General features: G+C 61.8%; 22 protein-coding genes. 10 read left to right on the top strand and 12 right to left on the bottom strand.

The window, feature by feature from the left end; translation table 11 throughout:
• Nucleotides 1-2 precede the first annotated feature (2 nt).
• Complete coding sequence (locus tag MIC97_RS05930; protein WP_183832566.1) at nt 3-476, bottom strand: Lrp/AsnC family transcriptional regulator; 474 nt, start codon at nt 474-476, stop codon at nt 3-5.
• Between the two features lie 231 nt (nt 477-707).
• Between MIC97_RS05930 and trxB the strand changes: the two genes are divergently transcribed.
• Complete coding sequence (gene trxB, locus MIC97_RS05925; protein WP_239799262.1) at nt 708-1,682, top strand: thioredoxin-disulfide reductase; 975 nt, start codon at nt 708-710, stop codon at nt 1,680-1,682.
• A gap of 52 nt (nt 1,683-1,734) precedes the next feature.
• Nucleotides 1,735-2,631, top strand: a complete 897-nt coding sequence (locus tag MIC97_RS05920; protein ID WP_183832564.1) for a LysR family transcriptional regulator — start codon at nt 1,735-1,737, stop codon at nt 2,629-2,631.
• 855 nt (nt 2,632-3,486) lie between these two features.
• Here the strand turns inward: MIC97_RS05920 and MIC97_RS05915 are convergent.
• Together MIC97_RS05915 and MIC97_RS05910 are read right to left on the bottom strand one after the other, a co-directional pair.
• The gene (locus MIC97_RS05915) at nt 3,487-5,541 is read right to left on the bottom strand and encodes an elongation factor G (protein WP_239799261.1); all 2,055 of its coding nucleotides are present in this window, start codon (nt 5,539-5,541) and stop codon (nt 3,487-3,489) included.
• 223 nt (nt 5,542-5,764) lie between these two features.
• On the bottom strand, nt 5,765-6,967 hold the full coding sequence (locus tag MIC97_RS05910) for a pyridoxal phosphate-dependent aminotransferase (protein WP_239799260.1): 1,203 nt from the start codon (nt 6,965-6,967) through the stop codon (nt 5,765-5,767).
• A gap of 205 nt (nt 6,968-7,172) precedes the next feature.
• Here MIC97_RS05910 and MIC97_RS05905 point away from each other — a divergent pair, with 205 nt between their 5' ends.
• From MIC97_RS05905 to MIC97_RS05895, 3 genes are all read left to right on the top strand, one after another.
• Nucleotides 7,173-8,060: an EAL domain-containing protein gene (locus tag MIC97_RS05905; RefSeq protein WP_239799259.1), complete on the top strand. Its 888-nt coding sequence runs from the start codon at nt 7,173-7,175 to the stop codon at nt 8,058-8,060.
• Nucleotides 8,057-8,914, top strand: a complete 858-nt coding sequence (locus MIC97_RS05900; protein WP_239799258.1) for an EAL domain-containing protein — start codon at nt 8,057-8,059, stop codon at nt 8,912-8,914. Before MIC97_RS05905 ends, MIC97_RS05900 begins: the two co-directional genes overlap by 4 nt.
• A 72-nt stretch (nt 8,915-8,986) precedes the next feature.
• The gene (locus MIC97_RS05895; RefSeq protein WP_239799257.1) at nt 8,987-9,604 is read left to right on the top strand and encodes a glutathione S-transferase family protein; all 618 of its coding nucleotides are present in this window, start codon (nt 8,987-8,989) and stop codon (nt 9,602-9,604) included.
• 18 nt (nt 9,605-9,622) lie between these two features.
• On the opposite strand, the gene MIC97_RS05890 is transcribed toward MIC97_RS05895, so the two are convergent.
• Together MIC97_RS05890 and MIC97_RS05885 are read right to left on the bottom strand one after the other, a co-directional pair.
• The gene (locus MIC97_RS05890) at nt 9,623-10,375 is read right to left on the bottom strand and encodes a hypothetical protein (protein WP_183832558.1); all 753 of its coding nucleotides are present in this window, start codon (nt 10,373-10,375) and stop codon (nt 9,623-9,625) included.
• Between the two features lie 255 nt (nt 10,376-10,630).
• Entirely contained in the window at nt 10,631-10,840 is a 210-nt protein-coding gene (locus MIC97_RS05885) for a cold-shock protein (protein WP_183832557.1), read from the bottom strand.
• Between the two features lie 244 nt (nt 10,841-11,084).
• Here MIC97_RS05885 and MIC97_RS05880 point away from each other — a divergent pair, with 244 nt between their 5' ends.
• The gene (locus tag MIC97_RS05880; RefSeq protein ID WP_239799256.1) at nt 11,085-11,429 is read left to right on the top strand and encodes a hypothetical protein; all 345 of its coding nucleotides are present in this window, start codon (nt 11,085-11,087) and stop codon (nt 11,427-11,429) included.
• A gap of 27 nt (nt 11,430-11,456) precedes the next feature.
• Here MIC97_RS05880 and MIC97_RS05875 read toward each other — a convergent pair whose 3' ends face one another.
• Nucleotides 11,457-12,044 (bottom strand): methylated-DNA--[protein]-cysteine S-methyltransferase, encoded by a 588-nt coding sequence (locus MIC97_RS05875; RefSeq protein WP_239799255.1) that lies wholly within the window; start codon nt 12,042-12,044, stop codon nt 11,457-11,459.
• A 114-nt stretch (nt 12,045-12,158) separates the two neighbouring features.
• On the opposite strand from MIC97_RS05875, the gene MIC97_RS05870 reads away from it, so the two are divergent.
• Together MIC97_RS05870 and MIC97_RS05865 are read left to right on the top strand one after the other, a co-directional pair.
• Nucleotides 12,159-12,986, top strand: a complete 828-nt coding sequence (locus MIC97_RS05870) for a lytic transglycosylase domain-containing protein (protein ID WP_239799254.1) — start codon at nt 12,159-12,161, stop codon at nt 12,984-12,986.
• An 826-nt stretch (nt 12,987-13,812) separates the two neighbouring features.
• Nucleotides 13,813-14,070 carry a hypothetical protein gene (locus MIC97_RS05865; protein ID WP_239799253.1) on the top strand — a complete coding sequence of 86 codons (258 nt, stop codon included), beginning with the start codon at nt 13,813-13,815 and terminating at the stop codon, nt 14,068-14,070.
• Between the two features lie 135 nt (nt 14,071-14,205).
• Here the strand turns inward: MIC97_RS05865 and sugE are convergent, their stop codons facing one another.
• The 5 genes from sugE to MIC97_RS05840 form a co-directional block, all read right to left on the bottom strand.
• Nucleotides 14,206-14,529: a quaternary ammonium compound efflux SMR transporter SugE gene (gene sugE / locus MIC97_RS05860; RefSeq protein ID WP_239799252.1), complete on the bottom strand. Its 324-nt coding sequence runs from the start codon at nt 14,527-14,529 to the stop codon at nt 14,206-14,208.
• A 99-nt stretch (nt 14,530-14,628) separates the two neighbouring features.
• The gene (locus MIC97_RS05855) at nt 14,629-15,375 is read right to left on the bottom strand and encodes a F0F1 ATP synthase subunit A (protein ID WP_239799251.1); all 747 of its coding nucleotides are present in this window, start codon (nt 15,373-15,375) and stop codon (nt 14,629-14,631) included.
• Nucleotides 15,376-15,579: 204 nt separating this feature from the next.
• A complete protein-coding gene (locus MIC97_RS05850) occupies nt 15,580-16,023 on the bottom strand; it encodes an SRPBCC family protein (protein ID WP_239799250.1) in 444 nt (147 codons plus the stop codon).
• A 25-nt stretch (nt 16,024-16,048) separates the two neighbouring features.
• Nucleotides 16,049-16,675 carry a TetR/AcrR family transcriptional regulator gene (locus MIC97_RS05845; RefSeq protein WP_239799249.1) on the bottom strand — a complete coding sequence of 209 codons (627 nt, stop codon included), beginning with the start codon at nt 16,673-16,675 and terminating at the stop codon, nt 16,049-16,051.
• Between the two features lie 796 nt (nt 16,676-17,471).
• A complete protein-coding gene (locus tag MIC97_RS05840) occupies nt 17,472-18,503 on the bottom strand; it encodes an AraC family transcriptional regulator (protein WP_239799248.1) in 1,032 nt (343 codons plus the stop codon).
• Between the two features lie 138 nt (nt 18,504-18,641).
• Here MIC97_RS05840 and MIC97_RS05835 point away from each other — a divergent pair, with 138 nt between their 5' ends.
• Nucleotides 18,642-19,739 carry a CocE/NonD family hydrolase gene (locus tag MIC97_RS05835; RefSeq protein ID WP_239799247.1) on the top strand — a complete coding sequence of 366 codons (1,098 nt, stop codon included), beginning with the start codon at nt 18,642-18,644 and terminating at the stop codon, nt 19,737-19,739.
• Nucleotides 19,740-19,971: 232 nt separating this feature from the next.
• Complete coding sequence (locus MIC97_RS05830; protein ID WP_239799246.1) at nt 19,972-20,355, top strand: glyoxalase superfamily protein; 384 nt, start codon at nt 19,972-19,974, stop codon at nt 20,353-20,355.
• A 67-nt stretch (nt 20,356-20,422) separates the two neighbouring features.
• Here MIC97_RS05830 and carB read toward each other — a convergent pair whose 3' ends face one another.
• The gene (gene carB / locus MIC97_RS05825; protein WP_239799245.1) at nt 20,423-23,908 is read right to left on the bottom strand and encodes a carbamoyl-phosphate synthase large subunit; all 3,486 of its coding nucleotides are present in this window, start codon (nt 23,906-23,908) and stop codon (nt 20,423-20,425) included.
• Nucleotides 23,909-24,129: the final 221 nt, after the last annotated feature.

Below are 24,129 nucleotides of genomic sequence, written 5' to 3'. Positions count from 1 at the left end.
GTCTATCCAATCCTCACCGGCACCTCGTCTTTCACTTTGCGGATGGTAAGTGCCGTGCGCACCGTGTCCACGTTGGGTGACGAGGTTAAATCTTCAATCACGAAGGTCTGGAAAGTACCGATGTCGCTGGTGACGCAGTGGAGCAGGAAGTCGGATTCGCCTGATACCATCCACGCCTCGCGCACGATGGGCCAGTTGCGGGTGCGCTCGGCAAAAGCCTTGAGTTCTGTTTCGGCCTGATGCTTCAGGCCCACGAGGCAGAAAGCTACCACCTCCATGCCCAGAGACGGGGCGTCGAGCAGGGCGCGGTAGCCGCGGATAATGCCGCTTTCTTCCAGGCGTCGTACACGGCGGAGGCAGGGAGGAGCGGAAATGCCTACCCGTTGCGAAAGTTCGACATTGGTCATGCGACCATCTTGCTGCAATTCGCGCAGGATTTTCCAGTCAATGGCGTCGAGGTCGGCCTTCAGGGTCATGCGATCATCTCTGCGCAAGAATCTATCGTCATCTGGTAATTAAACAACTTTTTATGATGCGCCAGCGGTTTGTCGTTACCCTGCGAATTCCGTCAGTTTCTGGCCAAGCTTTCCGGGGACACTTTGTCGTTTGCCTTGCTGGCTTGGCTGCAAGCACTTACATTGGCGGCATATTTCGATTTGCGTATCTGTCGGGCCGTCTTGGCGGTCCATCATCTGCAAGGCAACGCCATGACCGTCAAGCATGCTCCCGTTCTCATCATCGGCTCCGGTCCGGCTGGCTATACGGCTGCCATCTATGCGGCGCGCGCCATGCTGAAACCCATGCTCGTCGCCGGCCTGCAGCAGGGCGGCCAGCTCACCATTACGACGGAGGTGGAGAATTACCCCGGTTTTGCCGAGCCGGTACAAGGTCCATGGCTGATGGAGCAGATGCTGAAGCAGGCCGAGCATGTCGGGGCTGAAATCGTCAATGACATCATCATCGAGGTGGATCTCGATGCGCGCCCCTTCGTGGCCAAAGGTGATTCAGGCACCGTTTATACGGCCGATGCCCTGGTTATTGCGACGGGTGCTCAGGCAAAGTGGCTGGGAATCCCTTCCGAGCAGACCTTCATGGGCTTCGGTGTATCCGCATGTGCCACCTGTGACGGGTTCTTCTATCGTGGCAAGGATGTTGCCGTCGTTGGTGGCGGCAATTCGGCCGTCGAGGAAGCTCTCTATCTTTCGAACCTTGCCCGCACCGTCACCGTCATTCATCGCCGCAACGATTTCCGCGCCGAACGCATTCTGCGCGAGCGGCTTCTTGCCAAGGACAACATCAAGGTGATCTGGGATACGGTTGTTGACGAGATCACGGGTCGTCCCGGGCAGGCGCCACTTCCACCTTCCGTGGATGGACTGAAGCTGCGCAATGTCGTGACTGGCGAAGAAAGCCGGTTGCCTGTCGATGGCGTGTTTGTGGCCATAGGCCACGCGCCGGCCGTAGAACTGTTCGCCGGCAAGCTGAAGCAGAAGCCAAACGGCTATTTGTGGACAGAGCCGGACTCGACCCGCACCAACATTCCAGGTGTGTTTGCTGCCGGTGATGTCACCGACGACATCTACCGTCAGGCCGTAACGGCAGCCGGAATGGGCTGCATGGCTGCGCTGGAAGCGGAAAAGTATCTGGCAGGCATCGAAGCGCACAGGGACGCGGCGGAATAGCCGTAAAAAATCCCAACTCTTCCTTCAGACGCCGACATACACGAGGGGAATCATGGCGTTGGATTGGGACAAGCTCAGGGTATTTCATGCAGCCGCGCAGGCAGGGTCGTTTACCCATGCCGCCGAGACGTTACATCTGTCGCAATCCGCTATTTCGCGGCAGGTGAGCGCGCTGGAGCATGATGTCGGCGTGCCGTTGTTTCACCGCCATGCGCGCGGGCTTGTGCTGACCGAGCAGGGTGAGATGCTGTTCCGCACGGCGCACGACGTGCTGATGAAGCTGGAATCCATCCGCTCGCGTCTGCTCGAAACAAAGGATCACCCGACCGGTGTTCTGCGGGTGACGACAACCGTTGGTCTGGGCACCGGCTGGCTTACCGACCGGACCAAAGAATTTCTGGAGCTTTATCCGGAAATCAACCTGCAACTCGTCTTTACCAATGAGGAACTCGACCTGACCATGCGACAGGCCGATTGCGCAGTGCGCCTTCGGCAGCCTCAACAGCCGGACCTCATTCAGCGGCGCCTGTTCACCGTGCACCTGCATGTGTTCGCATCGCAGGAATATCTCGACCGCCATGGTGTGCCGAAATCCGCTGCCGACCTCGACCGCCATCGGATCATCACATTCGGAGAACCGGTGCCGAGTTATCTGGCAGGGCTGAACACTCTTGAGACCGTCGGGCGGCCCGATGGTGAGAAACGACCAAGTGTTCTTCAGATCAATGATCTGATGTCGATCCGCAAGGCCGTGAAGCGAGGGGTCGGTATCGCCATGCTGCCGGATTACATGTCCGGCAAGGATTCAGGGCTCGTTTCCATCCTCGAAGAGCTTGAGGGCCCATCCTTCGATACATTCTTCGTGTATCCCGAGGCGATGAAGAACCAGGCTAAGCTCAAGGCGTTTCGTGACTTCATGTTCTCAAAGGCCCGTAACTGGTCCTATTGATTCATTTCTGCAGTTCGGCCTGATTGTTCCACCCCGACACGGCGCGTCTGGCGGTTGCTGTCAGCAAACCTGTCTTCGGATCCTGCCCGCATAAACAGCAATGCCCTTTTTGAAAGCGAACCGGGATCCGGAAGCCTCCGCTTTGGGAGCACATCTGCTCGCGAAGCGGGCAGGCGGGGCTCGTGGCTGCCGCTGTCTTGGTCTTATTGCATCGATGCGGGCATTGGACCACAGGTCGCGTGTTTTTGCATGTGTGCGTTGCAAAATAGTTGCTTGTTCATTGTGCAGTCGTGGCTCATATATAAGCCATCTCCTGAGCGCGTTCTCCTCCCATTAGCGCTCACGAGTGTTCCCCTCTGGAGGTTTAGCCTTATAGGCACTTCCAACAAACTCAGCCGGATCTTATGATCCGGCTTTTTTGTTTTAGCCAACCTGATCGCGCTTCTGCTTATGTTCGCATGAGTACGTTGTTGCCGTCCGTTGTCTGTACATTTTGCTCTGCTTTCCCGGCATGTTGCTCCTCAGGGAGATGGTCAGCTGATGCTTTTTCGCAGGCATTGAAGCGCGTCACGCAGGTTCTAGTGGCGCGTAACGGTCATGTAACCCCTGTAACGTGACGGGACCGGCGGAACTTCTGTAGTCATATCCTGAGGGCGCGGCCGGCTTTCAGGGGATGGGGGCATCTTCCGGAAAGCCGGGTCTCAGGCGACGGCCGCGTCCGTCTTATTCTTGCTGGCAGATGCCGGCACCCTCCCTGCGGCGGACCTGCCGTTTCCTCCCCCGGAGACGGTCCGCAACAAACGGCGACAGGCTCTCCCTGTCGCCGTTTGTTTAAGCATAGCTTATTTCAGCCTGTCATGCCGCCTTGCCGGCTGCGTTCATGACCACATCTGCCAGGCGACCTGTCAGCTCCGCCATGTGGCTGAAACTCGCAACATAGTTGCCGACGCCGGAAGTTGCCGATCGCAACTCGATGATGAGATCTCCCATTTCGGCTTGCGGCATGGTTGCTCTCACCACATCCCATCCCGGCCATCCGCTGCGGGCGTCGTAACCCAGGATCTGGCCCCGCCGCTGGGGAATGATGGCGATGATGCGTGCAGTCGCCTCGGATGGTGTAAAGATTTCCACCTCCATGATCGGCTCCAGCAGAACGGGAGAGCATGCAGCCATTCCCTCCTTCATGGCCAGGCGTGCCGCCATCTGGAATGCCATGTCGGAAGAATCGACGGTATGATACGAGCCGTCGCTGAGGTTGACCGCTATGTCGACAACCGGAAAGCCCAGCGGGCCGCATTTCAGATAGTCGCGAACGCCGGTCTCCACGGAGGGAATATATTGTTTCGGAACCACGCCGCCGCTGATGGTGTCGGTGAATTCGAAGCCGCTTCCACGCGGGAGCGGTCTGATTTCGATGACGACATCCCCGAATTGCCCATGGCCACCTGATTGCTTCTTGTGACGACCGCGCTGTTGCGTTCCCTTCCGGATGGTCTCCCGATAAGGAACTGCCGGAGCGTGGCCTTCGACGGCAATCTGGTTGCGACCCTCCAGGCGCTCGCGCACCACACGAAGATGCATCTCGCCGTGACCTGAAAGCACCGTTTCTGCGGAATCCTGATTGTGAGCGAGGCTGAGGGAGGGGTCCTCTTCTGCCAGCCGCTGCACGGCTGCGGACAGTTTCACATCATCCTTGCGTTCTTTTGGCCGCAACGCGAAGGCGTAAACCGGTTTTGGCGGAACCAGTTCGATCAGGGATTCCCGCCCGCCCTTTGCGGAAGTGAGGGTCGCCCCGGTGCGGACGCCCTCGAGCTTGCCAAGCGCGACAGTATCGCCGGTTGCGGCATCTGCGATTTTCGTCTGGTCCTTTCCAAACATCCGGTTGAGGCCGGACACTTTGGCAGCTTCGCCATTCGGCAGAAAAAGCTCGACGCCGTCCGACAACTGACCTGCCAGTATTCGCGAGACGGAAAGCTTTCCGCCGTGCGGTGTGTGGATCGTTTTCATGATCTGCACGAGCGTGGCGCTTTCGTCATCTGCCACGCCCAACCGGCGTCGCGTTGTCTCGACGTCCGGCGCATCGTGGCGGATCGCCTTCAGCAACCGCAGAACCCCGTTGCCCTTTTCGGCGGTACCGATGAGCACGGGCGTCACCCGCCCTTCGCGTAAATCGGCGACAAGATCGTCGAATACGGCATCGCGAGGTGGCTCGATCTCTTCCAGCAACTGCTCCATGAGGGCGTCGTCATGATCGGCCAGCGTTTCCAGCATGGAGAAACGCGCCTCGATCTCGCGTGCCTTATCGTCGCCGGGAATATCGGCAACTTCGCTCGCCGCGTATTCACGGTAGATGTAAGCGCGCTCCAGCGCCAGATCGATCGAGCCGATGACGACCCCGTCCTTGCGCAACGGGATCTGGCGCAGAAGCAAGGGCACTGAACTTGACGGCTGCAGGGTTTTGAGAGTTTCGCGCACTCCCGCTGCGGCTTTGTCCACTTTGTTGAGGAACAGGATGCGGGGTATGCCGAGCTCATCCAGCCTGCGCATGATGAGCTGCAGGGCCGGGATTTTCTTTTCGTCAGGCTCGGCAACCACGACGGCAAGATCGCAGGCAGCCAGAATGGGCTCGGCCTCAAAGGCGAATTCGATCGAGCCGGGGCAATCGACGAAGGTTAGGGTGTCGCCCATGAATTCGACTGTTGCGAAGGTCGCTTCCACGCTCATTGCGTGTTCACGAGCTTCGGGGGAGTGGTCGGAAACCGTGTTTCCTGAGGCGATTGGATTTTGGCGGGCAATTGCGCCCGTGCGGGCAAGAATGGCTTCGAGAAGAGTCGACTTGCCGCTTGAAAAGGGACCGACGATGGCGATGCACTTCGGTCCCGTGCGTCTTCCTCCGGCGCGATTACCCATGGTTGACCTCCGCTCAGGCATTTTGACGGGAGCGGCGGCCGGCCTGAAGACCGTCGCGCGGAGGCACTATCGACGTCTATCGTGGAGAGCTGCCTTCCGTAAGGACATGGTCACATGGCTTGGCGGATGGGGCAAGGGGTATGAGACAGCGTCATGGAACTGCAAAAGAAAAGCCCGGCCTAAAGCCGGGCTTTTCTTGAGTCTTCTGAATCGCTTGCGATGGTCAACTCAGGCTTGCCGTGAAGCGCTGAATGCGTGTGCAGGCTTCTTCAAGAAGCGTGTCCGAGGTGGCGTAGGAGATGCGGAAATTCGGTCCAAGGCCGAAGGCCGTGCCGAACACAACTGCCACGCCTTCCGCTTCCAGCAGTTCGGAAGCGAAAATTTCGTCGTTCTCGATCACCTTTCCGTCTTTCGTCTTCCTGCCGATCAGGTCGGCACAGGAGGGATAGACGTAGAACGCGCCTTCCGGCGAAGGGCAGGAAATGCCGCGCGCCTGATTGAGCATCGAGACAACGAGGTCGCGACGAGCCTGGAAGATCGCCTTATTCGTGCCGATGAAATCCTGCGGCCCGTTCAGCGCCTCAACCGACGCCCATTGAGCGATGGTACAGGCACCTGAGGTCTGCTGACCCTGGATCATGTCCATGGCCTTGATGAGCTGCAGCGGGCCAGCGGCATAGCCGATGCGCCAGCCGGTCATGGCGTAGGCCTTGGACACGCCATTCATGGTCAGCGTGCGTTCGTACAGGTTGGGCTCCACCTCGGCAATGGTCCTGAACACGAAGTCACCGTAGGTGAGGTGCTCATACATGTCGTCGGTGAGCACCCACACTTGCGGATGCTTCAGGAGAACATCTGCCAGAGCCCTGAGCTCGGCTTCCGTGTAGGCGGCGCCCGAGGGGTTGGACGGCGAGTTCATCACCAGCCATTTGGTCCTTGACGTAATCGCCTTCTCAAGGGCCTCTGCGGTCAGCTTGAAACCATTGTCGATCGAGGTTTCTGCGAAAGCGGGCGTGCCGCCGCACAGCGCCACCATTTCCGGATAGCTGACCCAGTAGGGGCGGGGGATGATAACTTCGTCGCCGGGGTTCAGCGTCGCCATGAAGGCGTTGAACAGGATCTGCTTTCCGCCCGTGCCGACGATGGTCTGCTCAGGCTTGTAGTCGAGATTGTTCTCGCGCCGGAACTTGGCGGCGATGGCTTCGCGCAGCGGCGCGATGCCGGATACCGGCGGGTACTTGGTCTCGCCGCGGCGAATGGCCTCGATCGCGGCATTCTTGATGTTGTCAGGCGTGTCGAAATCCGGCTCGCCGGCGCCCAGTCCGATCACATCCCGGCCCGCGTTTTTCAGCTCGCGCGCTTTCTGCGTTACCGCGATGGTCGCGGAAGGCTTCACGCGGGAAAGGGCGTCGGCAAGAAAGGCCATTGGAACGTCTCCGATATATGGCTTGAACGGGGAAATTTCTGCACGTCTCTAATGTCGCATTGCGTTACTCAGCGCAAGTATCCTTCGCTTGCCGAGTTGATGGGCGGTGTGTTTCGCCGGAACGGCCAAAGGGTGATTAAGTGGCTCTTAAGCGTTTGCTGACAATCTGATGGAATGCCGAAAAAGTGAGCGGAAGACTGCAAAAGTGGGGCGCAGAACCGGTCTGGACCACATAGAGCGCGAGGAAAACGGAACCGCTGTCGGACAGTGGGGTATGTTCACGCTCAGAAGCGCCTTCCAGCCCATCTTCGGATTCCGCCAGGGGAAGTTGCGCATCGAGGCTTTCGAGGCTCTCATCAGACCGTTCCGAGACGGCGAGCCGGAAACCCCATCAGCCTTCTTCGCGACCTGCAATGCCGAAGACAGATTGCAGGTGGAAGGATTGACCCGGACGCTGCACTTTCTCAACGCAGCAAGATGCCTGCCCGACGATGCCACTCTTTTCATCAATATCGATCCGTCGGTATTTACCGCGCAGGACATAGGCGACGGTACGCTGCGCGACATAAGGCTGGTTCTGAACAGCGTCGGTATCGAACCTGCACGCGTGGTCTGCGAGGTCACGGAAAATCCCACTGGATCGCAGCAGGCCTTTCACAGCTTCGTGTCGGGCTTGCGTGCCAACGGCTTCCGTATCGCGGTGGATGACTATGGTGCCGATGAGTCCGACATAAAGCGCATCAGGGAACTGATGCCCGATATCGTCAAGTTCGATGCGGTGTGGATCAACCGACTGATGGAATCCGATGCAGGCTTCGTCCTGCTTTCTAACATGGTCAAATCCTTCGAGGATCAGGGAATAAGAACCGTTTTCGAGGGAATAGAGGAGGACTGGCAGATCGATCTGGCCGAGAAATCCCGTGCTTCCATGGTGCAGGGCTTTGTACTGGCACGCCCGCAGATAGCCTGCCCGGAATTGAAGACCATGGGTATGGCGCCAGCTCCTGCATCTGAACAGGGCTCGCCGGAAAAACCGGCAGGCGCAAGGCCCGCCCATTCTCCCAGGGCCTTTGGACGGCGGGTGGTGAAATGACATCCAAGGACAGGCGGCGGAAGCAGGTTGCGGATGCCATATTCGCAGACGAAATCGGCCTCGAATATGCGATCCATGAGGACTTTCGTCTGCGCAGCACCTACCAGCCCATTTTCGAACCGCGCGGCAGGTTGTTGCGCATGGTGGCGGTCGAGGCCGCCGTTGAAGCGCATCGGCGAGGCTGTGCCGTTTCCGCAGCTGAGTTCCTCGATACGGTCGCCCCTTGCGAAAGGCTGTATGTGGATGCCCTGTGCCGGATGCTGCATCTGCGCAACTACCGGCATGTGGGCGTTGAAGGGGTGAAGCTGTTCTTCAACTTCGACTTTGCCGCAAACGACCTTGACGGCCGCATGGTGGCAGAGCTGCGCCAGATGGCGGGAAGGCTCGATGAGCTCGGGCTGCATCCCGCCCGGCTGATGTGCGAGATCGTGGTGTCGTGCAGCGACGACAGCGAGACGCTTGACGTTCTGGTGCAGGAAATGCGGGCAGGTGGGCTTGGCGTGGCGCTTGCCAGTTTTGGAACCGGCAACGACACGGAGCGGCTGCTGAATATGGTCCGTCCGGATCTGGTGCGTGTCGATGGCGCTCTCTTCGCGCTCCTGTGTTCCTATCCCGCAGCAGGCTACTTGTTCGGCCGGCTCGTTTCCGTGGTGCAGGACAGCGGGGTTAAGGTGCTTGTCGAGGGCATTGCCACGCCCCGGCAATTGCAGGTTGCTCTGGAAGCTGGATGCGATCTTCTGCAAGGTTCGTTGCTGGCCAGACCACTTTCGGCCGGGGCATTCTTCGATGACGGGCCCCTGGCGATCCAGCATTTCCTGCCGTCGGCCCGCGAGGCGTCCGAGCAGGCATTTTGATCTTCCCAGCAAATTAACTCATTGGAAGCGGTAACGTGGCTGCGCAATATGCGGGGCCACGGAGAGTTTTCGATGACTGTGCTTTACGGAATGACCGACAGCGGCAACTGCTACAAGCCGCGTCTGCTGCTGGCGAAGCTGGGCCGGCCCTTCACCCATGTCGAAGTGAGTTCCCGCGACGGGTCAACCCGCACGCCAGAATTCCTCACACGCAATCCGAATGCCATGGTTCCGGTGCTTTTGCTGGAGGACGGCCGGCCGCTTGCCGAATCGAATGCCATGCTGCTGCATCTCGCCGAGGGCACGCGCTTTCTTCCCCATGACAGCTATGAACGGGCGCTGGCCTATCAATGGCTGTTCTTCGAGCAGTACAGCCACGAACCCTATATCGCTGTTCGCAGGGCGTTGCTGACTTATCCCGAGCGCGCGGCAGCCGCCACGCCGGAACGTCTGGCGCTGACGCTGGAGCGCGGCAACAAGGCGCTCAGTGTCATGGAGGCGCATCTCACAGGACATGATTTCTTTGCAGGCAATGCGCTGAGCGTGGCGGACATTGCGCTCTATGCCTACACCCACACGGCGGACGAGGGCGGCTTTACCCTGAACGACTATCCGCAGGTGTCGGCGTGGCTGCGACGGGTCGAGCAGGATCCGGGACATGTGCCGCTTGCCTGGGTACCGGACGCCTGATCCGAAGCCTGCCTTTGGTCAGCGGGACGATGTGCTTGCGAACAGGGTGACGGGCATGCCCTTATAGGGGTTGGTGTGCATGGCCAATATCCAGAGGCACACGCAGACCACGACGCTGAAGATCGCCAGAGCGTTTCTGCCGGCCTTCGGCACTTCGGCGTGAACCATGGCGATGGTGATCATCGCCATGACGGTCAGGCAAAGCACGAGATACCATTTGGTCAGGTCAACGGCAGTCTGGCCAATGGCGAGGCGTTCGTTGCGGGCATCCTGCAACTCGTCGAAATCATTCACGGCCTTGCTGACGAGAGGGGAGGCGATGCCTCTTTTGACCATGTCCACGATGCCGATGCGTATCTCCTGCAGGGCGTCGTCGACCAGCGGATTGGGGACGCGGTTCAGCGTCTCCTGCCATTCGGTGGTGCGCGCCAGATCTGCATAGTTGCGCACTGCCTCGTTCATGGCGGGCAGGTTCAATGCCGATTCATCCGACACGCCGATCAGACGCATGACGGCGGACCGCTCGGCTGTTGCTGCGCTGTCGGCGCGGGCATCGAGCGACCACACGTCGGAGGCGGCGAAGCCCATGGAGAGCGCCCAGGCCGTGGAGACGACGCCCATGAAGGCCGGCGTGGGAACCTGACCCGGCATACCCTTGAAGAGCCGCGAGGCGATATTAAGAAATGAAAGGCCTATGGCCAGTGCGCCGATGCAGAAGCCTGCAATGACAAGGAAAAGAACCGGCGAGGACTGGGCGAGCAAAGTGTGCATCGCTCAATTCCAGCACGACACTCTTAAAATGGGGTCAATGCGCTGTGCTTATCACCCGAAACCAGAAAGGCGGGCAAAGCCCGCCTTTCCGGATCGGTAGCCTGACGGGAAGCTTTCTGTCCGGGCCGGCAGACAATCCGCTGCTCGGCTGGTCGGGTCTTCAAGCTTCGGCGCGCTTCCAGCGCGACCGCCAGTACATCCGTGGCTTGTCGCGCAGTCCGGGTCTTTTCAGACCCGGCGCGCGCTCACGCTGGGTCAGGCTGCTTCGAGCGATCCAGCGGACGACTTGCCGGTGCGGCGGTCCTGCTCGATTTCGAAGCTTACCTTCTGGCCGTCAGCAAGCGAGGTGAGACCTGCGCGCTGCACGGCGGAGATGTGGACGAAAATGTCCGGGCCGCCATTGTCGGGCTGGATGAAGCCGTAGCCCTTGGTGGCGTTGAACCACTTGACGGTTCCAGTTGCCATATGCGTATTCCTTCAACTTCTGCTTTGTCTAAGACCGGAAATACATCCGGCCGGTGGTATCGAGATTTTGGAGATAGACGGCAGCAAGCTCTTAGGAACGCGCGGCCCGGATCGATCGGCCGAAATATCAACGGCACCAATATAAACTGTGCTTGTGATGCTTTCAAGAGGCTGCAATAAGCCTAATTTACGGAACAATGCAGGCACAACAGCGTTTCTGATGCCTTGCATTGCGGAGGATGCCATGCGGATTTCCAGATTGATCGGACTGGCCATCGTGGGGGCTGGCTGCCTCGTCGCGGCAGGGCAGGCCCATGCCATATCCCGCTACGATCCGACGCGCATGAGCTGCGGTGCGATCCAGGACAGGGTGGCGCGCGAGGGCGCGGTGATCCTGCGCTATACATCGAAGCGCAATCCCAACCTGCCGATCTATGATCGCTATGTGCTCAACAACCGGTTCTGCCCGGCTGGACAGGTGCGCGAGAGGGCCTATGTGCCGAGCGCCGATGCTTCTTCGTGTCCGGTCTACAAATGCGTGCAACCGGAATTCGAGCGCCGGGGCCGCATCTGGCGATTCGGGCACTGACATTTCTGAAGTCATAATGCCCTCTGCTCAGAAACCGAAGGATTGCTGGGCCGACGGCGGCGGCCCGATCTGCACGCCCTCCAGCTCCAGCATCTTCTGCTTGGTTGCCGAGCCGCCCGGCGCCGAAAAGCCACCGATCCGCCCGCCAGCCGCGACGATGCGGTGGCAGGGCACCACCAGCGGCACCGGATTTGCACCGAGAGCGACACCGGTTTCGCGGGCCAGGCCCTCATGCCCGGCGCGGCGGGCAAGCTCGCCATAGGTGACGGCTTCGCCGAAACGCAGGCGCCGCGCGGCCGCGTAGATGTCGAGGCGGAAGGCCTCCATTCCGGCGAGATCAACCTCGACATCGGAAAAGTCGATCGTGTTTCCGTCGAAATAAGCTTCGATGCGGGCGACCAGTTCCGCGGCCTGCGCGCGTGGCGAATCAACGGCCGCGCCGTGGTCCGACAATCGTCGTTCCACAGCCGTCCTGCTTCTTTCCGGCAGGCACAGCCGCGTGATGCCGGCATGCCCCCACGCAAAGCCGGCAAAGCCCATCTTTGTCTGGAAAACGGTATGCCCGGCAGTCTTCATGGCGCTGGCGTCTTCGTCCGGAATGTTACGCACTGACATATTATCTCATCTGTCCGGCTCGCCCACCACCCGAAAACCGCGCCGGTGCAGGTTGCTCCGCCGAATCGGCTGGTGTAATGACCGCTTAACCGAACAACGGACTTTGAACGTCTCTTGCCAGCGAAGCTCAAAATCGTCGCCCTTGGCATGGTGCTGGCCGCAACCGGTCTTTCCGGCTGCACCACCACCTCGCAGACCAGCCAGAGCTTTGCCGAGACGACCGAAGCCGATGGCGGCGATGCCGGTTTCGCGCTGGCGCTGCCGGACATGGTCGCCGTTCTTCCCGAGAGCGCTTTTGCCGGGACGACGGTGAATGCCGATGTCGCTTCGCTTCAGCCGCAATTGCCTGCCCCGATGCAGCCGGGCGAGACGTCTGTCGCCGCGCTGGCGCTGGCTGCCCAGCCTGCCGCTTCCCCGATCCAGCTCGCTTCCGCAGCCGCGCTGCCACGCGCGGAGCCTGCCGTGCTGACCACGGCCGAAGATTCGGCGCCGGCTTCGCGCGGCCATGTCGACGGGCTGATCGCCAAATATGCCAATGTCTACGGCCTGCCCGAACCGTTCGTGCGCCGCGTGGTGAACCGCGAGAGCACGTTCAACCCGAGCGCCTACAACAACGGCCATTGGGGCCTGATGCAGATCAAGCACGCGACGGCGCGGGGTATGGGCTATGAAGGGCCTGCCAAGGGCCTTCTCGATGCCGAAACCAACCTGAAATATGCCGTGAAATATCTGCGCGGCGCCTGGCTGGTTGCCGATGGCGACGAGAAGCGGGCCGACCGGCTCTATCAGACCGGATATTACTACCACGCCAAAGAGCGCGGCATGCTGGGCATCACCGGGCTCGGCAAGGACCGCAAGCGCCGCCGTGAACCGGCTGCCGCAACGCCGGCGGTTCTGGTCGAGACGCCGCAGCAGGTCGACCTGCCGATCGCGCTGAACTGATCTTTTCATCGTTTTTTCTTCCTGCGCATGATGCGCTGCATACGCCGCGTGATTTTGGCCGCGCAATGCTGGCCGCGCGGGGGCACCGCCACGCCCGGAAAACCGTCTGGCCATTGATCGCATCAGGATGACGGGCGGCCGTCAGGTCGCTCGTAAGATGTTTTTGGGTGCGGCCTTGCGACCGCCCGTCCGGCGTCCTACCGGGCCCGGCTGGCACGCAGCGCTCGAAGCCCGCGTGAGGCCGTTGCCGACACGCACGCGGAATGGACCGACCCGTTCCCGTTTCCGGGATGGTCTGAGCCGGACTGCCGCATTACCAAGCAGCCCAGCCTGCGGCGAACTATCGGTCCCTTCGCCAGGCACTCCCGGTCGGCGACCCGCCCTCACGTTCAGGGTTCGCCACCGCGCCGTCCCATCCCAGGCCTGCCATCGTCATGACCGGCTTTCCCGCAGGAAGGGCAAGGGACATGATAGGCGAGGCGCAGAGAGTGGGGATAAAATAAGGGGCCGGCGCAAGAGGGGGAGGCGGCGCGCCTGCTTCAATTGATCACGATCGTTCTGACGGATTGCCGCGTCTTCATCCAAACGCAGGGAGCGGTGCGAGAGGTCGATCGAGCATCGCGCCAATCGTAAGCCGGTTATCGTTTTTTGCCTCTACTATAGGCATGAAGGCGAGGAATTTCCATTATTTAGCGTTCAGCATTCGTGAACAAAGTGGACATAAACCGAGCCTTTCAGCGAGCGGAAAGGAGACCTATCTCCCTGATATCAAGGCAGGCAAGAAGCTGCCTCGAGACAAATCGAAACCCGATCCAAGGAGTTTATCATGATCAGGATTATCGCTTCCGCAGCCGCTCTCGCACTGGTGTCCGGCTCTGCTTTCGCCGCCTCGATCAGCGGGCCGGTGGCTTCCTATGACGCACAGGCACGCACCATCCATTTCGAGAATGGCGAGACCGCGTCGATCCCTGTTCATGTTGCCGTACCGGCCGATCTGGCCGCTGGCTCGAATGCCACGGTCCAGATCAATGACAATACGGGCCTGATCGGTGCCGTGTTCTCCCGCACCCTGCTCGGCAGCTAAGCGTCAGCGACCGTTAAAAAAAAGGCCCCGCAACGAGCGGGGCTTTTTTATTGTGCCCTGCGGGATTTGGCTGATTTTGCACCGGCAGATCATGGCCGCTGATCATGGATCGGACAGAGACCGCATTACCCGGTTTCAGGTGCCGGAGCTGGAAAGCTTCATCAGAACCAGACCCGAAACGATCAGCGCTGCGGCCGCGACACGCATCGGGGTGATCGCCTCACCGAGCACGACGATGCCAACGACGAAAGCGCCGACCGCGCCGATGCCGGTCCACACCGTGTAGGCGGTTCCGAGCGGCAGCGACCTCATCGACACCGACAGGAGCGCGAAGCTTGCGATCATGGCAATGATGGTGATGACGCTCGGTATCAGCAGGCTGAAGCCTTCCGACTTCTTCATGTAGAACGCCCAAACGATTTCGAGCAGACCGGCGACCGCCAGATAAATCCAGGCCATGGTACGGCCCTCCTTTGATTGCCGGGCCGTCCCGGTTTTCGATGGTTTTGAAGAGAGGCCGTCCTCACTCCGGATAATTGGTACGATTGTGGCCTCCGGTCAATGACCGGGATGCAACGCATCGTTCAGATACATGCAGGTGAGCATCGTGAAAATATAGGCCTGTATGACCGACATCAGCAGTTCCAGCCCTGTCAGGCCGACGGTCATGGCAAGCGGGAGAACGGCGCCGGCGATGCCGAGCGCGCCCTGTTCGCCCAGCGAAACCACAAAGCCCGCGAACACCTTCAGCGTGATGTGCCCGGCCAGCATGACCGCGAACAGGCGCACCGAATGGCTGACGGGGCGGGAGATGTAGGATACCACCTCGATCGGCACGAGGATGGGCGCCAGCACCAGCGGCACGCCGGGCGGCATGAACAGGCGCAGGAAGCCCAGTCCGTTGCGGATCAGCCCGTAGACGGTGACGGTCAAAAACACCAGCATGGCCAGCGCAAAGGTGACGATGATGTGGCTGGTGACCGTGAAGGCATAGGGGAACATGCCGATCAGATTGGCGACGAGCACGAACATGAAGAGGGAAAAGACCAGCGGGAAGAAGCGCATGCCTTCTTCGCCGGCATTGTCGCGCAGGGTTTTTCCGATGAACTCAAACAGCAGCTCGGCGCAGGATTGCAGCCGGCCCGGCACGATGGAGCGGCGGCGCGTGGCCAGCAGCAGAAAGCCTGCGCCAAGCGCCACGGTGAGCACCATATAGGCCGACGCATTGGTGAAGCTGAGATCGAGCCCGCCGATTTCGAGCGGGACAATCCGCGAAATCTCAAACTGTTCGATTGGTCCGGCCATGGCGCGGCCCTCCTTCGAGTGGCCGGGCCGTCCCGGAATTCTTCAGCTGAGGCGAGGGTCGTCCCCCGCGAGGCTTCCCCTAGCCAACGCCACGGCTTTCGTCAATGGAAGGGCGTTGGCCGGGGTCTGAGCCGGGGCAGGCGGGGCGGATGCCGCAGAAGATCGGCACCCGCAGGCGCGGCCGCCTGGCCGATATGCGGGCTGCTACTGGTTGATTTCGGGTTCGACCAGTCTCGCCAGCTTATGCAGGGAATCCTGCCAGCCCAGATAGCAGGCATCCGGCGGGATGATGTCGGGCACGCCCTGCTGCTCGATATGAATCTCGGTTCCCATGGAAACGGCCTTCAGAGTAACGGTAACGCGCATTTCGCCCGGCAGATTGGGATCGTCGAAGGTGTCGGTGTAGACGAGGCGCTCGCCGGGCACGAGTTCGACATAGGTGCCGCCGAAGGAATGGCTCTGGCCGGTCGTGAAGTTGCGGAACGACATTCTGTGCCGGCCGCCGACCTTCGCATCCATTTCATGCACGGTGCAGAGAAATCCGTAGGGCGGGAGCCAGCTTGCAATGGCATCGGCCTCGGTGAAGGCGCGGTAAACCTTTTCGGGGCCGGTTGCGAGCACACGGTGAAGTCGGATTGTAGCGGGCATGTGACGGTCTCCTCCTGATGTGGCGTTACGGTTGGTGGTCTTTGGCCCCCGGCCCGAAAAGCAGACGCAGATAGCGAATGAGGTGGTCGATGCTGTCGGCGGCGATTTCAGCGCCGCCTCTGGCCTTGGCGAGAATGAAGGCCCCCTGAAGGACGGCCTGCGTGTGCATCGCCAGCGAAGCAGCACTCCACTCCGCCAAGAGGCCGCGCGCCTGGATGGCAGCTTCTATGTCGGCTTCAAGGGTTGCCGCGTGGGCGCTGATGCTGGCGTTGCAGGCCTCGCGGATGGCGGGCGCGGTCTCGTAGCTCTCCTGCACCATGGTGCCGACAAGGCAGGTGAATTCCGGCACGCCGCCCCGCAGCAGCGCCTTGCGGAATTCCAGATAGCCGATGATGCGCGCGAACGGATCGGCATGGGCGTGATAGGGGGAAGCCGCGAACAGGGCGCCGGTGACCTGCGACCAGTGGTTCGCAGCCGCGACGCCAAGCTCTTCCTTGCTTTTGAAATGATGGAAGAAGGCCCCCTTGGTGACGCCGGCCGTCGCGCACAACTCATCGACGCTGGTGGCCGTATAGCCTTTCGCACGGATCACCGACAAAGCGGCATCCAGCAGCTTCAGCCTGGCATCCGGTCTGGCAGCGGGTTTCGGCATCGGGGTCCACCTTTCACAAATATCATACCGACTGGTTGGTATGTTGTCAACGGAAGGGCAAGCGGAAGGCAAGATGCTGGTGGGGTTCGCTGAGAGCGGGGAGGCCGGGGCGGGATGGCCGGGGAGGGATCGCCGACGACTTGGGAGTAAGAGGCACCCCCGGCGTGGCACGCGTTGAGCTTGGCGTGGGGGGCGGTGAGAGTGGCGCGAACACTTTACGGAAAGGGCGTGTGGCGGGCCGGATGGATGGGGGCTGGAGAGCGGAAAGGGGCGGGGAGAGGCGTGCGCGAGCGATGGGGAACGGCGGGAGGACGAGAAGACGCGGGTGAGAAGGAGTTGGGGCGGGCGGGGTGGATGGGGGTTGGAGCGTTGGAAAGGGGGAGAAAAATGCGCCGGAGGGGGCAGAGGGTCGCGGACGAGAAGGAGGGAAGGGGCAACGAGGATGCCCATACGGCAACCCGGAACTGGTGTTCGCGATCCTTGATGCCAGACCGCCCGGAAGGGTGTGGGCATCAATGAAGGCCGGGGAAAGGTCACAGCAGATGACGGTCTGTGGCCTTGGGTCAGTTCCTGCCAATGTCGTTCCGGCTCTCAGCCGGCATGGGTAGTTGTTCAGGTTCAGGGTGGGGCGGAAGGGATCCTTGTATCCTGAAGGCTGCGTACCCTTGAGGGAACGGACCCCCGTCACATCCCCGGTCTGCCACAAATCAAACAGGCAGGGTGTCCGGGGCGGGCCGGATGGATTGGGGGGGGCAGGAAGCGTGGAAGTGGGGCGCGGGGAGATGGAGGGCTGATGTCAGGCTTCTGTGGGATTGTCCTGCCGGTTGCGGTCTCGCCATGTTGCTGGGCTCAGGGAGGTGACGCGGCGGAATTCGCGGTTGAAGTTGGACTTGGTCTGGAAGCCCGATTCCAGCATGGCGGCGGTCACGGAGATGTCAGTCTGGCGCAGCAGCCGGCAGGCTTCGGCGATGCGATAATCGTTGATGTACTGGGAGACGTTCCTGCCGGCGAGGCGGTTGATGGCACCGGAAATCTGTCGGGCGGGAACGCCGGCGCGGCGCGCCAGCCGTGAAAGCGTCAGGTTCTCGTCGAGAAACAGTTTCTGGCCGGCGAGCAGGGCCTCGACACGACTGAGGATCTCCCGGTCCTGCTCGGGAGAGGCTGTCTGCACGGCGTCCTGTGCGGGCTCCGGGACAGCTTTGGCGCTCGCGGCGACAAGGGTGGTCGCACCGATCATCAGCAGACCGAGCAGGCTGCCATTGCCGGCGATCAGGGCGGCATGATCGCCGCGCGTCCATTCGAAATCCAGCCAGATCACCAGATCGAACAGCGCGGAGATGCAAAGTGCTGCGGCCGCGATGACAAGGGCGCGATGGGCCGCGACGGCTTTGTCGAAGCGAGCCTCGTCAAGGGCGTCCGGGCCGCGTTTTCCGAGCTGGAGCAGGGCGACGGCATAGCCGAGGAACAGCGCCACCAGCACGATGTCGATGGACTGGGGCGCCGCGACGAGAAGCAGGGCGATGGCCACGGGAGGCAGCCAGTGGATCCATGAACTCCCGCCCTGATCCGCATCGCTGCGCGCGATCAGGCAGCGGAAGCTCGCCAGCGTGAGCGGCGGCACACAGGCGGCCAGAACCGGCAGCACATAGCGCAGAGCGGTCAGGTCATAGCCCCAGCGCAGCCCGACCAGAAAGGTCTGCAAGGCGCACAGGGCAATGAGGGCCAGAAACGGCCGGTTGACCTTGGCCTGATCGGTGGTGCGCAGCAATGCCGCCAAAAGGATCAGCAGCAGCAAGGCGACGACGAAAGGCAGAGGTACGAAGATCATCGGTGCTTCATGAGGTTGGATGGCGGACGCAGATCATGGCCCGGATCGCGATCGGGTACGACCTCAATCGCGATCGAGGAGGCATCAAACGCACGGTTCCAGCACTGTCGTGCCGTCCTTCCAACACAGGAAACCGTGATGTTCAAATTCCAAAAGCTCTGCGCCGCCGCATTTGCCGTCGCGGTGGCCACGCCCTCTTTCGCGGCGGAGGTCGGCGTGCGCCAGATTTCCATCGCCGCCGCTCCGACCGATCACGGACGCGACCTGCATGTGACCGTCTGGTATCCGGCCAAGGACGGTGGCGAGCCGGTCATGATCGGCGCCAACAGGGTATTCGCAGGAGCCCCGGCCGTACCCGACGCGGCACCGGCACAGGGCCGGTTTCCGCTGGTGGTGCTGTCTCACGGCTCGGGCAGCCGCGTTCAGGGCATGAGCTGGCTGGCGACGGAACTCGCCAAGGCGGGCTTCGTCGTGGCCGGTCCGAACCATCCCGGCACGACCAGCGGCTATTCGACACCGGGCGACACGCCGAAACTGTGGCAACGGGCGGCGGACCTGTCCGCCGTGATCGACAGGCTGACAGGCGAGGGAATGGCGGGCGAGGGGATGGCGGGCGACGGGCAATGGCAGGGTCTTGTCGATGCCGACAGGATCGGCGTCGTGGGCTTTTCGCTTGGCGGGGCGGCGGCGATGCTGAGCGCCGGCGCGCGCGCCGATCTGGAGGCCTATGCGCGCTATTGCGACACTTATGACAAATGGGACTGCGCCTGGTATGCGGGCGGGATCGGCTATGTGAACGAAGCGCAGGTCAAGGTCGGCAAGGTGGATCTGCGCGCCATCGACAAGGCGCTGTTCGAGCAGTCGAACCTCGATCGCCGCGTCAGATCCGCCGTGCTTGTCGATCCGGGGCTTGCACAAGCCTATGATGCACAGAGCCTGAAGGACATTTCCATTCCGATGAGCTTCATCAATCTGGGAGGCGCAGGCACCGTTCCACCCGGTGTGATCGCCAACGAACTGGCTGCGCTGACGCCGAACGGGACCTACGCCGCCGTCGCGGACTCCGTCCACTACAGCTTCCTGCCGGAATGCAGGGAAGGGGTCGCCGAGATTCTGCGGTCGTCCGGGGAGGACGAACCGATCTGCGAGGATGGCGGCGCCCGGTCCCGCGCCGATATTCATGCCGAACTGGTGCGGCTGATACGCGACGATCTGGAACGTACGCTTGCACGCTGACGGGGACGCGTCCTGATGAATGTCTGCCTGCGGAGCGGCGCTCCGCTTCGCGAAGAGATCGCACATGAGGACGCTCGAAAAAGTTGCGGGCAGGGCCTGAAGCGGACCGGCCCGGTTTCCCGGACCGGCTGTCTTTATTTTTCCTGCGCGCCATGCGATTCTAACAAAAGGGACACCGCTCCTGACCGGTCATGCGCACTGCCGCCTCTGCCCACATTTTCAGGTGCATGCGATGGGTTCTTCCCCGGTTCATACCATTACGTTCGTCCGCGTGGCCCCATGTCTGCCGGTTTGTGACATTCAGGCAGCCTTTGCTTTCTACTCCGGCGTTCCCGGCTTTCAGAAAGTTTTCGAGAACGGCGATCCTGTCGGGTTCATGGTGCTGAAGAAGGATGCCGCCGAGATACATCTCAGCCAGAACCGGGCGCATGTCGCAACGACGGTCAATGTGTTTCACATGTTCGTCAGCGACATCGACGCATTTCATGCGATCTGCAAAGCGGCGGGTGTGCGGATCATCAAGGCGTTGAAGGACAAGGATTTCGGCCAGAGGGCCTTCGTTCTTGCCGATCCTGACGGCAACCGCATCGATGTTGGGGAACGACGTCCGGCCTGATCGCTAGGCGGCAGCACCAACAAAAAAGCCGGGTCGAAACCCGGCTTTTTTAGGGAGTTCGCGCCGCTCAGAAATAATCCTGCAACGGGCGCACTTCGAGGGAGCCGGCCTTGAGGGCGGCGATGGCTTCCGCCACGGCGGCCATGCCGGCCAGCGTGGTGTAATAGGGCACCTTCTGCATCAGCGTGGCGCGGCGCAGCGACTTGGAGTCCGACACCGCCTTCTGGCCGTCCGTGGTGTTGAAGACGATCTGCACCTGACGGTTGCGGATGGCGTCCTCGATGTGCGGGCGACCTTCGAGCACCTTGTTGATCTTCTCCGCCGCGACGCCGTTCTCGGCGAGGAAGCGCTGCGTGCCGCCGGTGGCGAGCACGCGAAAACCCTGTTCGGCGAGGCGGCGCACGGGCTCAAGCACGCCCTGCTTGTCGTCGTCGCGGACCGAGACGAACAACGTGCCGGAACGCGGCAGGTCGACGCCCGCGCCAAGCTGCGCCTTGGCGAAGGCCAGCGCATAGTCGCGGTCGAGGCCCATGACCTCGCCGGTCGATTTCATCTCCGGCCCGAGCAGGATGTCGACGCCGGGGAAGCGCGAGAACGGGAACACGGCTTCCTTGACCGCGATGTGGCCGGGATTGCGCGCGTTGGGCTTGTCGCCATAGTGGGCGAAGGCGGCGTCCAGCGTTTCGCCGGCCATGATGCGGGCGGCGACCTTGGCGATCGGCTTGCCGACCGTCTTGGCGACGAACGGCACGGTGCGGCTGGCGCGCGGGTTCACCTCCAGCACATAGATGGTGCCGTCCTTGATGGCGTATTGCACGTTCATCAGGCCGCCGACATTGAGCGCCTTCGCGAGTGCGGCCGTCTGTCGCTCCAGCTCGTCGACGATCTCATCGGAGAGGGAGTGGACCGGCAGCGAGCAGGCCGAGTCGCCCGAATGGATGCCGGCTTCCTCAATGTGCTCCATGATGCCCGAGACATAGACGTTGTCTCCCCCATGGGCGGCGTCGCACAGGCAGTCGACATCGACCTCGATGGCGCCCGACAGATAGGTGTCGAACAGCAGCGGGTTCTTGCCGAGCAGCGTGTTGATCTGGCCGGTCTTGTCGTTCGGGTATTTCTGCTTGATGTCTTCCGGCACCAGCTCGGGCACGGTGTCGAGCAGGTAGGTCTGCAGCATCGTCTCGTCGTGGATGATCTGCATGGCGCGGCCGCCCAGCACGTAGGAGGGGCGCACCACCAGCGGGAAGCCAAGCTCGCCGGCCACGGTGCGGGCCTGCTCGACCGAATAGGCGATGCCGTTTTCGGGCTGGGTCAGGTCGAGCTTCTGCAAGAGCTTCTGGAAGCGGTCGCGGTCTTCGGCGAGGTCGATCATGTCGGGCGAGGTGCCGAGGATCGGAATGCCGTTCTTCTCAAGCGCCTCGGCGAGCTTCAGCGGAGTCTGGCCGCCGAACTGGACGATGACGCCGACGAGTTCGCCGCGCGACTGCTCCATTTTGAGGATCTCGATGACATCCTCGGCGGTGAGCGGCTCGAAATAGAGACGGTCGGAGGTGTCGTAGTCGGTCGAGACCGTCTCCGGATTGCAGTTGATCATGATCGATTCATAGCCGGCCTCGGCCAGCGCGAAGCAGGCATGGCAGCAGCAATAGTCGAACTCGATGCCCTGTCCGATGCGGTTGGGGCCGCCGCCAAGGATGACCACCTTCTTTCGGTCCGAAACGCCGGCCTCGTTGGCGGGCGCGCCGGCAAAGGGCTGCTCATAGGTGGAATACATATAGGCGGTGGGCGAGGCGAATTCGGCGGCGCAGGTGTCGATGCGCTTGTAGACCGGGTGGACGGCCAGCGAATTGCGCAGATGCGCGACTTCCTTCGGCTTGGTGCCGGTGAGCGAAGCGAGGCGGGCATCGGAAAAGCCCATGGCCTTGACCATGCGCATATTGGCGGCATCGCCGGGAAGGCCATGCTCGCGGATACGGGCTTCCATGGCGATGATGCCGGCGATCTGCTCCAGGAACCAAGGGTCGATCTTGCACATGGCGTGCACGTCTTCCAGCGAGGTGCCCATGCGGATGGCCTGCGCCACCATGCGCAGACGGTCGGGCGTCGGGGTGCCGAGGGCGGCGCGGATGGCGTTCTTATCATCGCCGTGACCGACGCCGGGGATCTCGATCTCGTCGAGGCCGGTGAGGCCGGTTTCCATGCCGCGCAGCGCCTTCTGCAGCGATTCCTGGAAGGTGCGGCCGATGGCCATGACCTCGCCGACCGACTTCATGGCGGTGGTCAAAGTCGGCTCCGCGCCGGGGAACTTCTCGAAGGCGAAGCGCGGGATCTTGGTGACGACATAGTCGATGGTCGGCTCGAAGGAGGCGGGCGTCGCGCCGCCGGTGATGTCGTTGTCCAGCTCGTCCAGCGTGTAGCCGACGGCGAGCTTGGCCGCGATCTTGGCGATGGGGAAGCCGGTTGCCTTGGAGGCGAGCGCGGAGGAGCGCGACACGCGCGGGTTCATCTCGATGACGACGAGGCGGCCATCGGCCGGGTTGACGGCGAACTGGACGTTGGAGCCGCCGGTCTCGACGCCGATCTCGCGCAGCACCGCGATCGAGGCGTTGCGCATGATCTGGTATTCCTTGTCGGTCAGCGTCAGCGCCGGCGCGACGGTGATGGAATCGCCCGTGTGGACGCCCATCGGATCGATGTTCTCGATGGAGCAGATGATGATGCAGTTGTCCGCCTTGTCGCGGACGACCTCCATCTCATACTCCTTCCAGCCGAGCACGCTTTCCTCGATCAGCACCTCGGTGGTGGGGGAGGCGTCGAGGCCGGACTGGACGATGGCGAAAAATTCCTCGCGGTTGAAGGCGATGCCGCCGCCAGTGCCGCCGAGCGTGAAGGAGGGGCGGATGATGGCGGGCAGGCCGACCGCGTCGAGCGCCTGCGCGGCCACGCCCATGGCGTGCGAGACATAGCGCTGCTTGCGGTCGCCTTCGCCGAGGTTCCAGCTGGTTTCGAGGGCGTCGAGCTCCTTGTCGGACGCGCCGGAGGCCTTGAGCGCGGCGCGCTCGGCCTCGTGCTTCTTGCGGTCGGCGTCCTTGACCTCGGTGGCGTTGGCCAGCATCGACTTCGGCGTTTCCAGGCCGATCTTCGCCATCGCCTCGCGGAACAGGGCGCGGTCCTCGGCCTTGTCGATGGCGTGCGCGTCGGCGCCGATCATCTCGACATTGTAGCGCTCCAGAACGCCCATGCGGCGCAGCGACAGGGCTGTGTTGAGCGCGGTCTGGCCGCCCATGGTGGGCAGCAGCGCATCCGGGCGCTCGCGGGCGATGATCTTGGCCACGACTTCCGGGGTGATCGGCTCGATATAGGTGGCATCGGCCAGATCCGGGTCTGTCATGATGGTGGCCGGGTTGGAGTTGACCAGAATGACGCGGAAGCCTTCCTCGCGCAGCGCCTTGCAGGCCTGCGTGCCGGAATAGTCGAACTCGCACGCCTGCCCGATGACGATAGGGCCTGCACCGATGATCAGGATGGATTTGATATCGGTGCGTTTTGGCATGGCGGGGTCCGTTATGGCTGTGCATGCGAAGCACCGGCGCCGGTTTTCCGGGTCGGTTCACGCTGCGTGGATTCTTGGTTCAGGCTAAGGGGGCCTTATAGGGGAGAGTTTCCGCCGATGTAACCCCGAAAAATGCATGTTTGCCCAGCGAATACGCATAGGCCGGCAAATTGCCGGTGCCGTGAGGCTGCGGAGCGGCGGGCGGAACGACCGGCGAGGCC

This window comes from Aquamicrobium sp. NLF2-7, assembly GCF_022359935.1.
GTDB lineage: Bacteria > Pseudomonadota > Alphaproteobacteria > Rhizobiales > Rhizobiaceae > Mesorhizobium > Mesorhizobium lusatiense.
This window is presented reverse-complemented; position numbering and strand designations above follow the sequence as displayed.

Coding starts and splice junctions, on each gene's coding strand:
- MIC97_RS05830 (WP_239799246.1), top strand. CDS start 19,972: ATGGGTTCTTCCCCGGTTCATACCATTACGTTCGTCCGCGTGGCCCCA.
- MIC97_RS05890 (WP_183832558.1), bottom strand. CDS start 10,375: ATGCACACTTTGCTCGCCCAGTCCTCGCCGGTTCTTTTCCTTGTCATT.
- MIC97_RS05835 (WP_239799247.1), top strand. CDS start 18,642: ATGTTCAAATTCCAAAAGCTCTGCGCCGCCGCATTTGCCGTCGCGGTG.
- trxB (WP_239799262.1), top strand. CDS start 708: ATGACCGTCAAGCATGCTCCCGTTCTCATCATCGGCTCCGGTCCGGCT.
- MIC97_RS05920 (WP_183832564.1), top strand. CDS start 1,735: ATGGCGTTGGATTGGGACAAGCTCAGGGTATTTCATGCAGCCGCGCAG.
- MIC97_RS05880 (WP_239799256.1), top strand. CDS start 11,085: ATGCGGATTTCCAGATTGATCGGACTGGCCATCGTGGGGGCTGGCTGC.
- carB (WP_239799245.1), bottom strand. CDS start 23,908: ATGCCAAAACGCACCGATATCAAATCCATCCTGATCATCGGTGCAGGC.
- sugE (WP_239799252.1), bottom strand. CDS start 14,529: ATGGCCTGGATTTATCTGGCGGTCGCCGGTCTGCTCGAAATCGTTTGG.
- MIC97_RS05910 (WP_239799260.1), bottom strand. CDS start 6,967: ATGGCCTTTCTTGCCGACGCCCTTTCCCGCGTGAAGCCTTCCGCGACC.
- MIC97_RS05930 (WP_183832566.1), bottom strand. CDS start 476: ATGACCCTGAAGGCCGACCTCGACGCCATTGACTGGAAAATCCTGCGC.
- MIC97_RS05900 (WP_239799258.1), top strand. CDS start 8,057: ATGACATCCAAGGACAGGCGGCGGAAGCAGGTTGCGGATGCCATATTC.
- MIC97_RS05915 (WP_239799261.1), bottom strand. CDS start 5,541: ATGGGTAATCGCGCCGGAGGAAGACGCACGGGACCGAAGTGCATCGCC.
- MIC97_RS05850 (WP_239799250.1), bottom strand. CDS start 16,023: ATGCCCGCTACAATCCGACTTCACCGTGTGCTCGCAACCGGCCCCGAA.
- MIC97_RS05885 (WP_183832557.1), bottom strand. CDS start 10,840: ATGGCAACTGGAACCGTCAAGTGGTTCAACGCCACCAAGGGCTACGGC.
- MIC97_RS05865 (WP_239799253.1), top strand. CDS start 13,813: ATGATCAGGATTATCGCTTCCGCAGCCGCTCTCGCACTGGTGTCCGGC.
- MIC97_RS05845 (WP_239799249.1), bottom strand. CDS start 16,675: ATGCCGAAACCCGCTGCCAGACCGGATGCCAGGCTGAAGCTGCTGGAT.
- MIC97_RS05855 (WP_239799251.1), bottom strand. CDS start 15,375: ATGGCCGGACCAATCGAACAGTTTGAGATTTCGCGGATTGTCCCGCTC.
- MIC97_RS05875 (WP_239799255.1), bottom strand. CDS start 12,044: ATGTCAGTGCGTAACATTCCGGACGAAGACGCCAGCGCCATGAAGACT.
- MIC97_RS05895 (WP_239799257.1), top strand. CDS start 8,987: ATGACTGTGCTTTACGGAATGACCGACAGCGGCAACTGCTACAAGCCG.
- MIC97_RS05840 (WP_239799248.1), bottom strand. CDS start 18,503: ATGATCTTCGTACCTCTGCCTTTCGTCGTCGCCTTGCTGCTGCTGATC.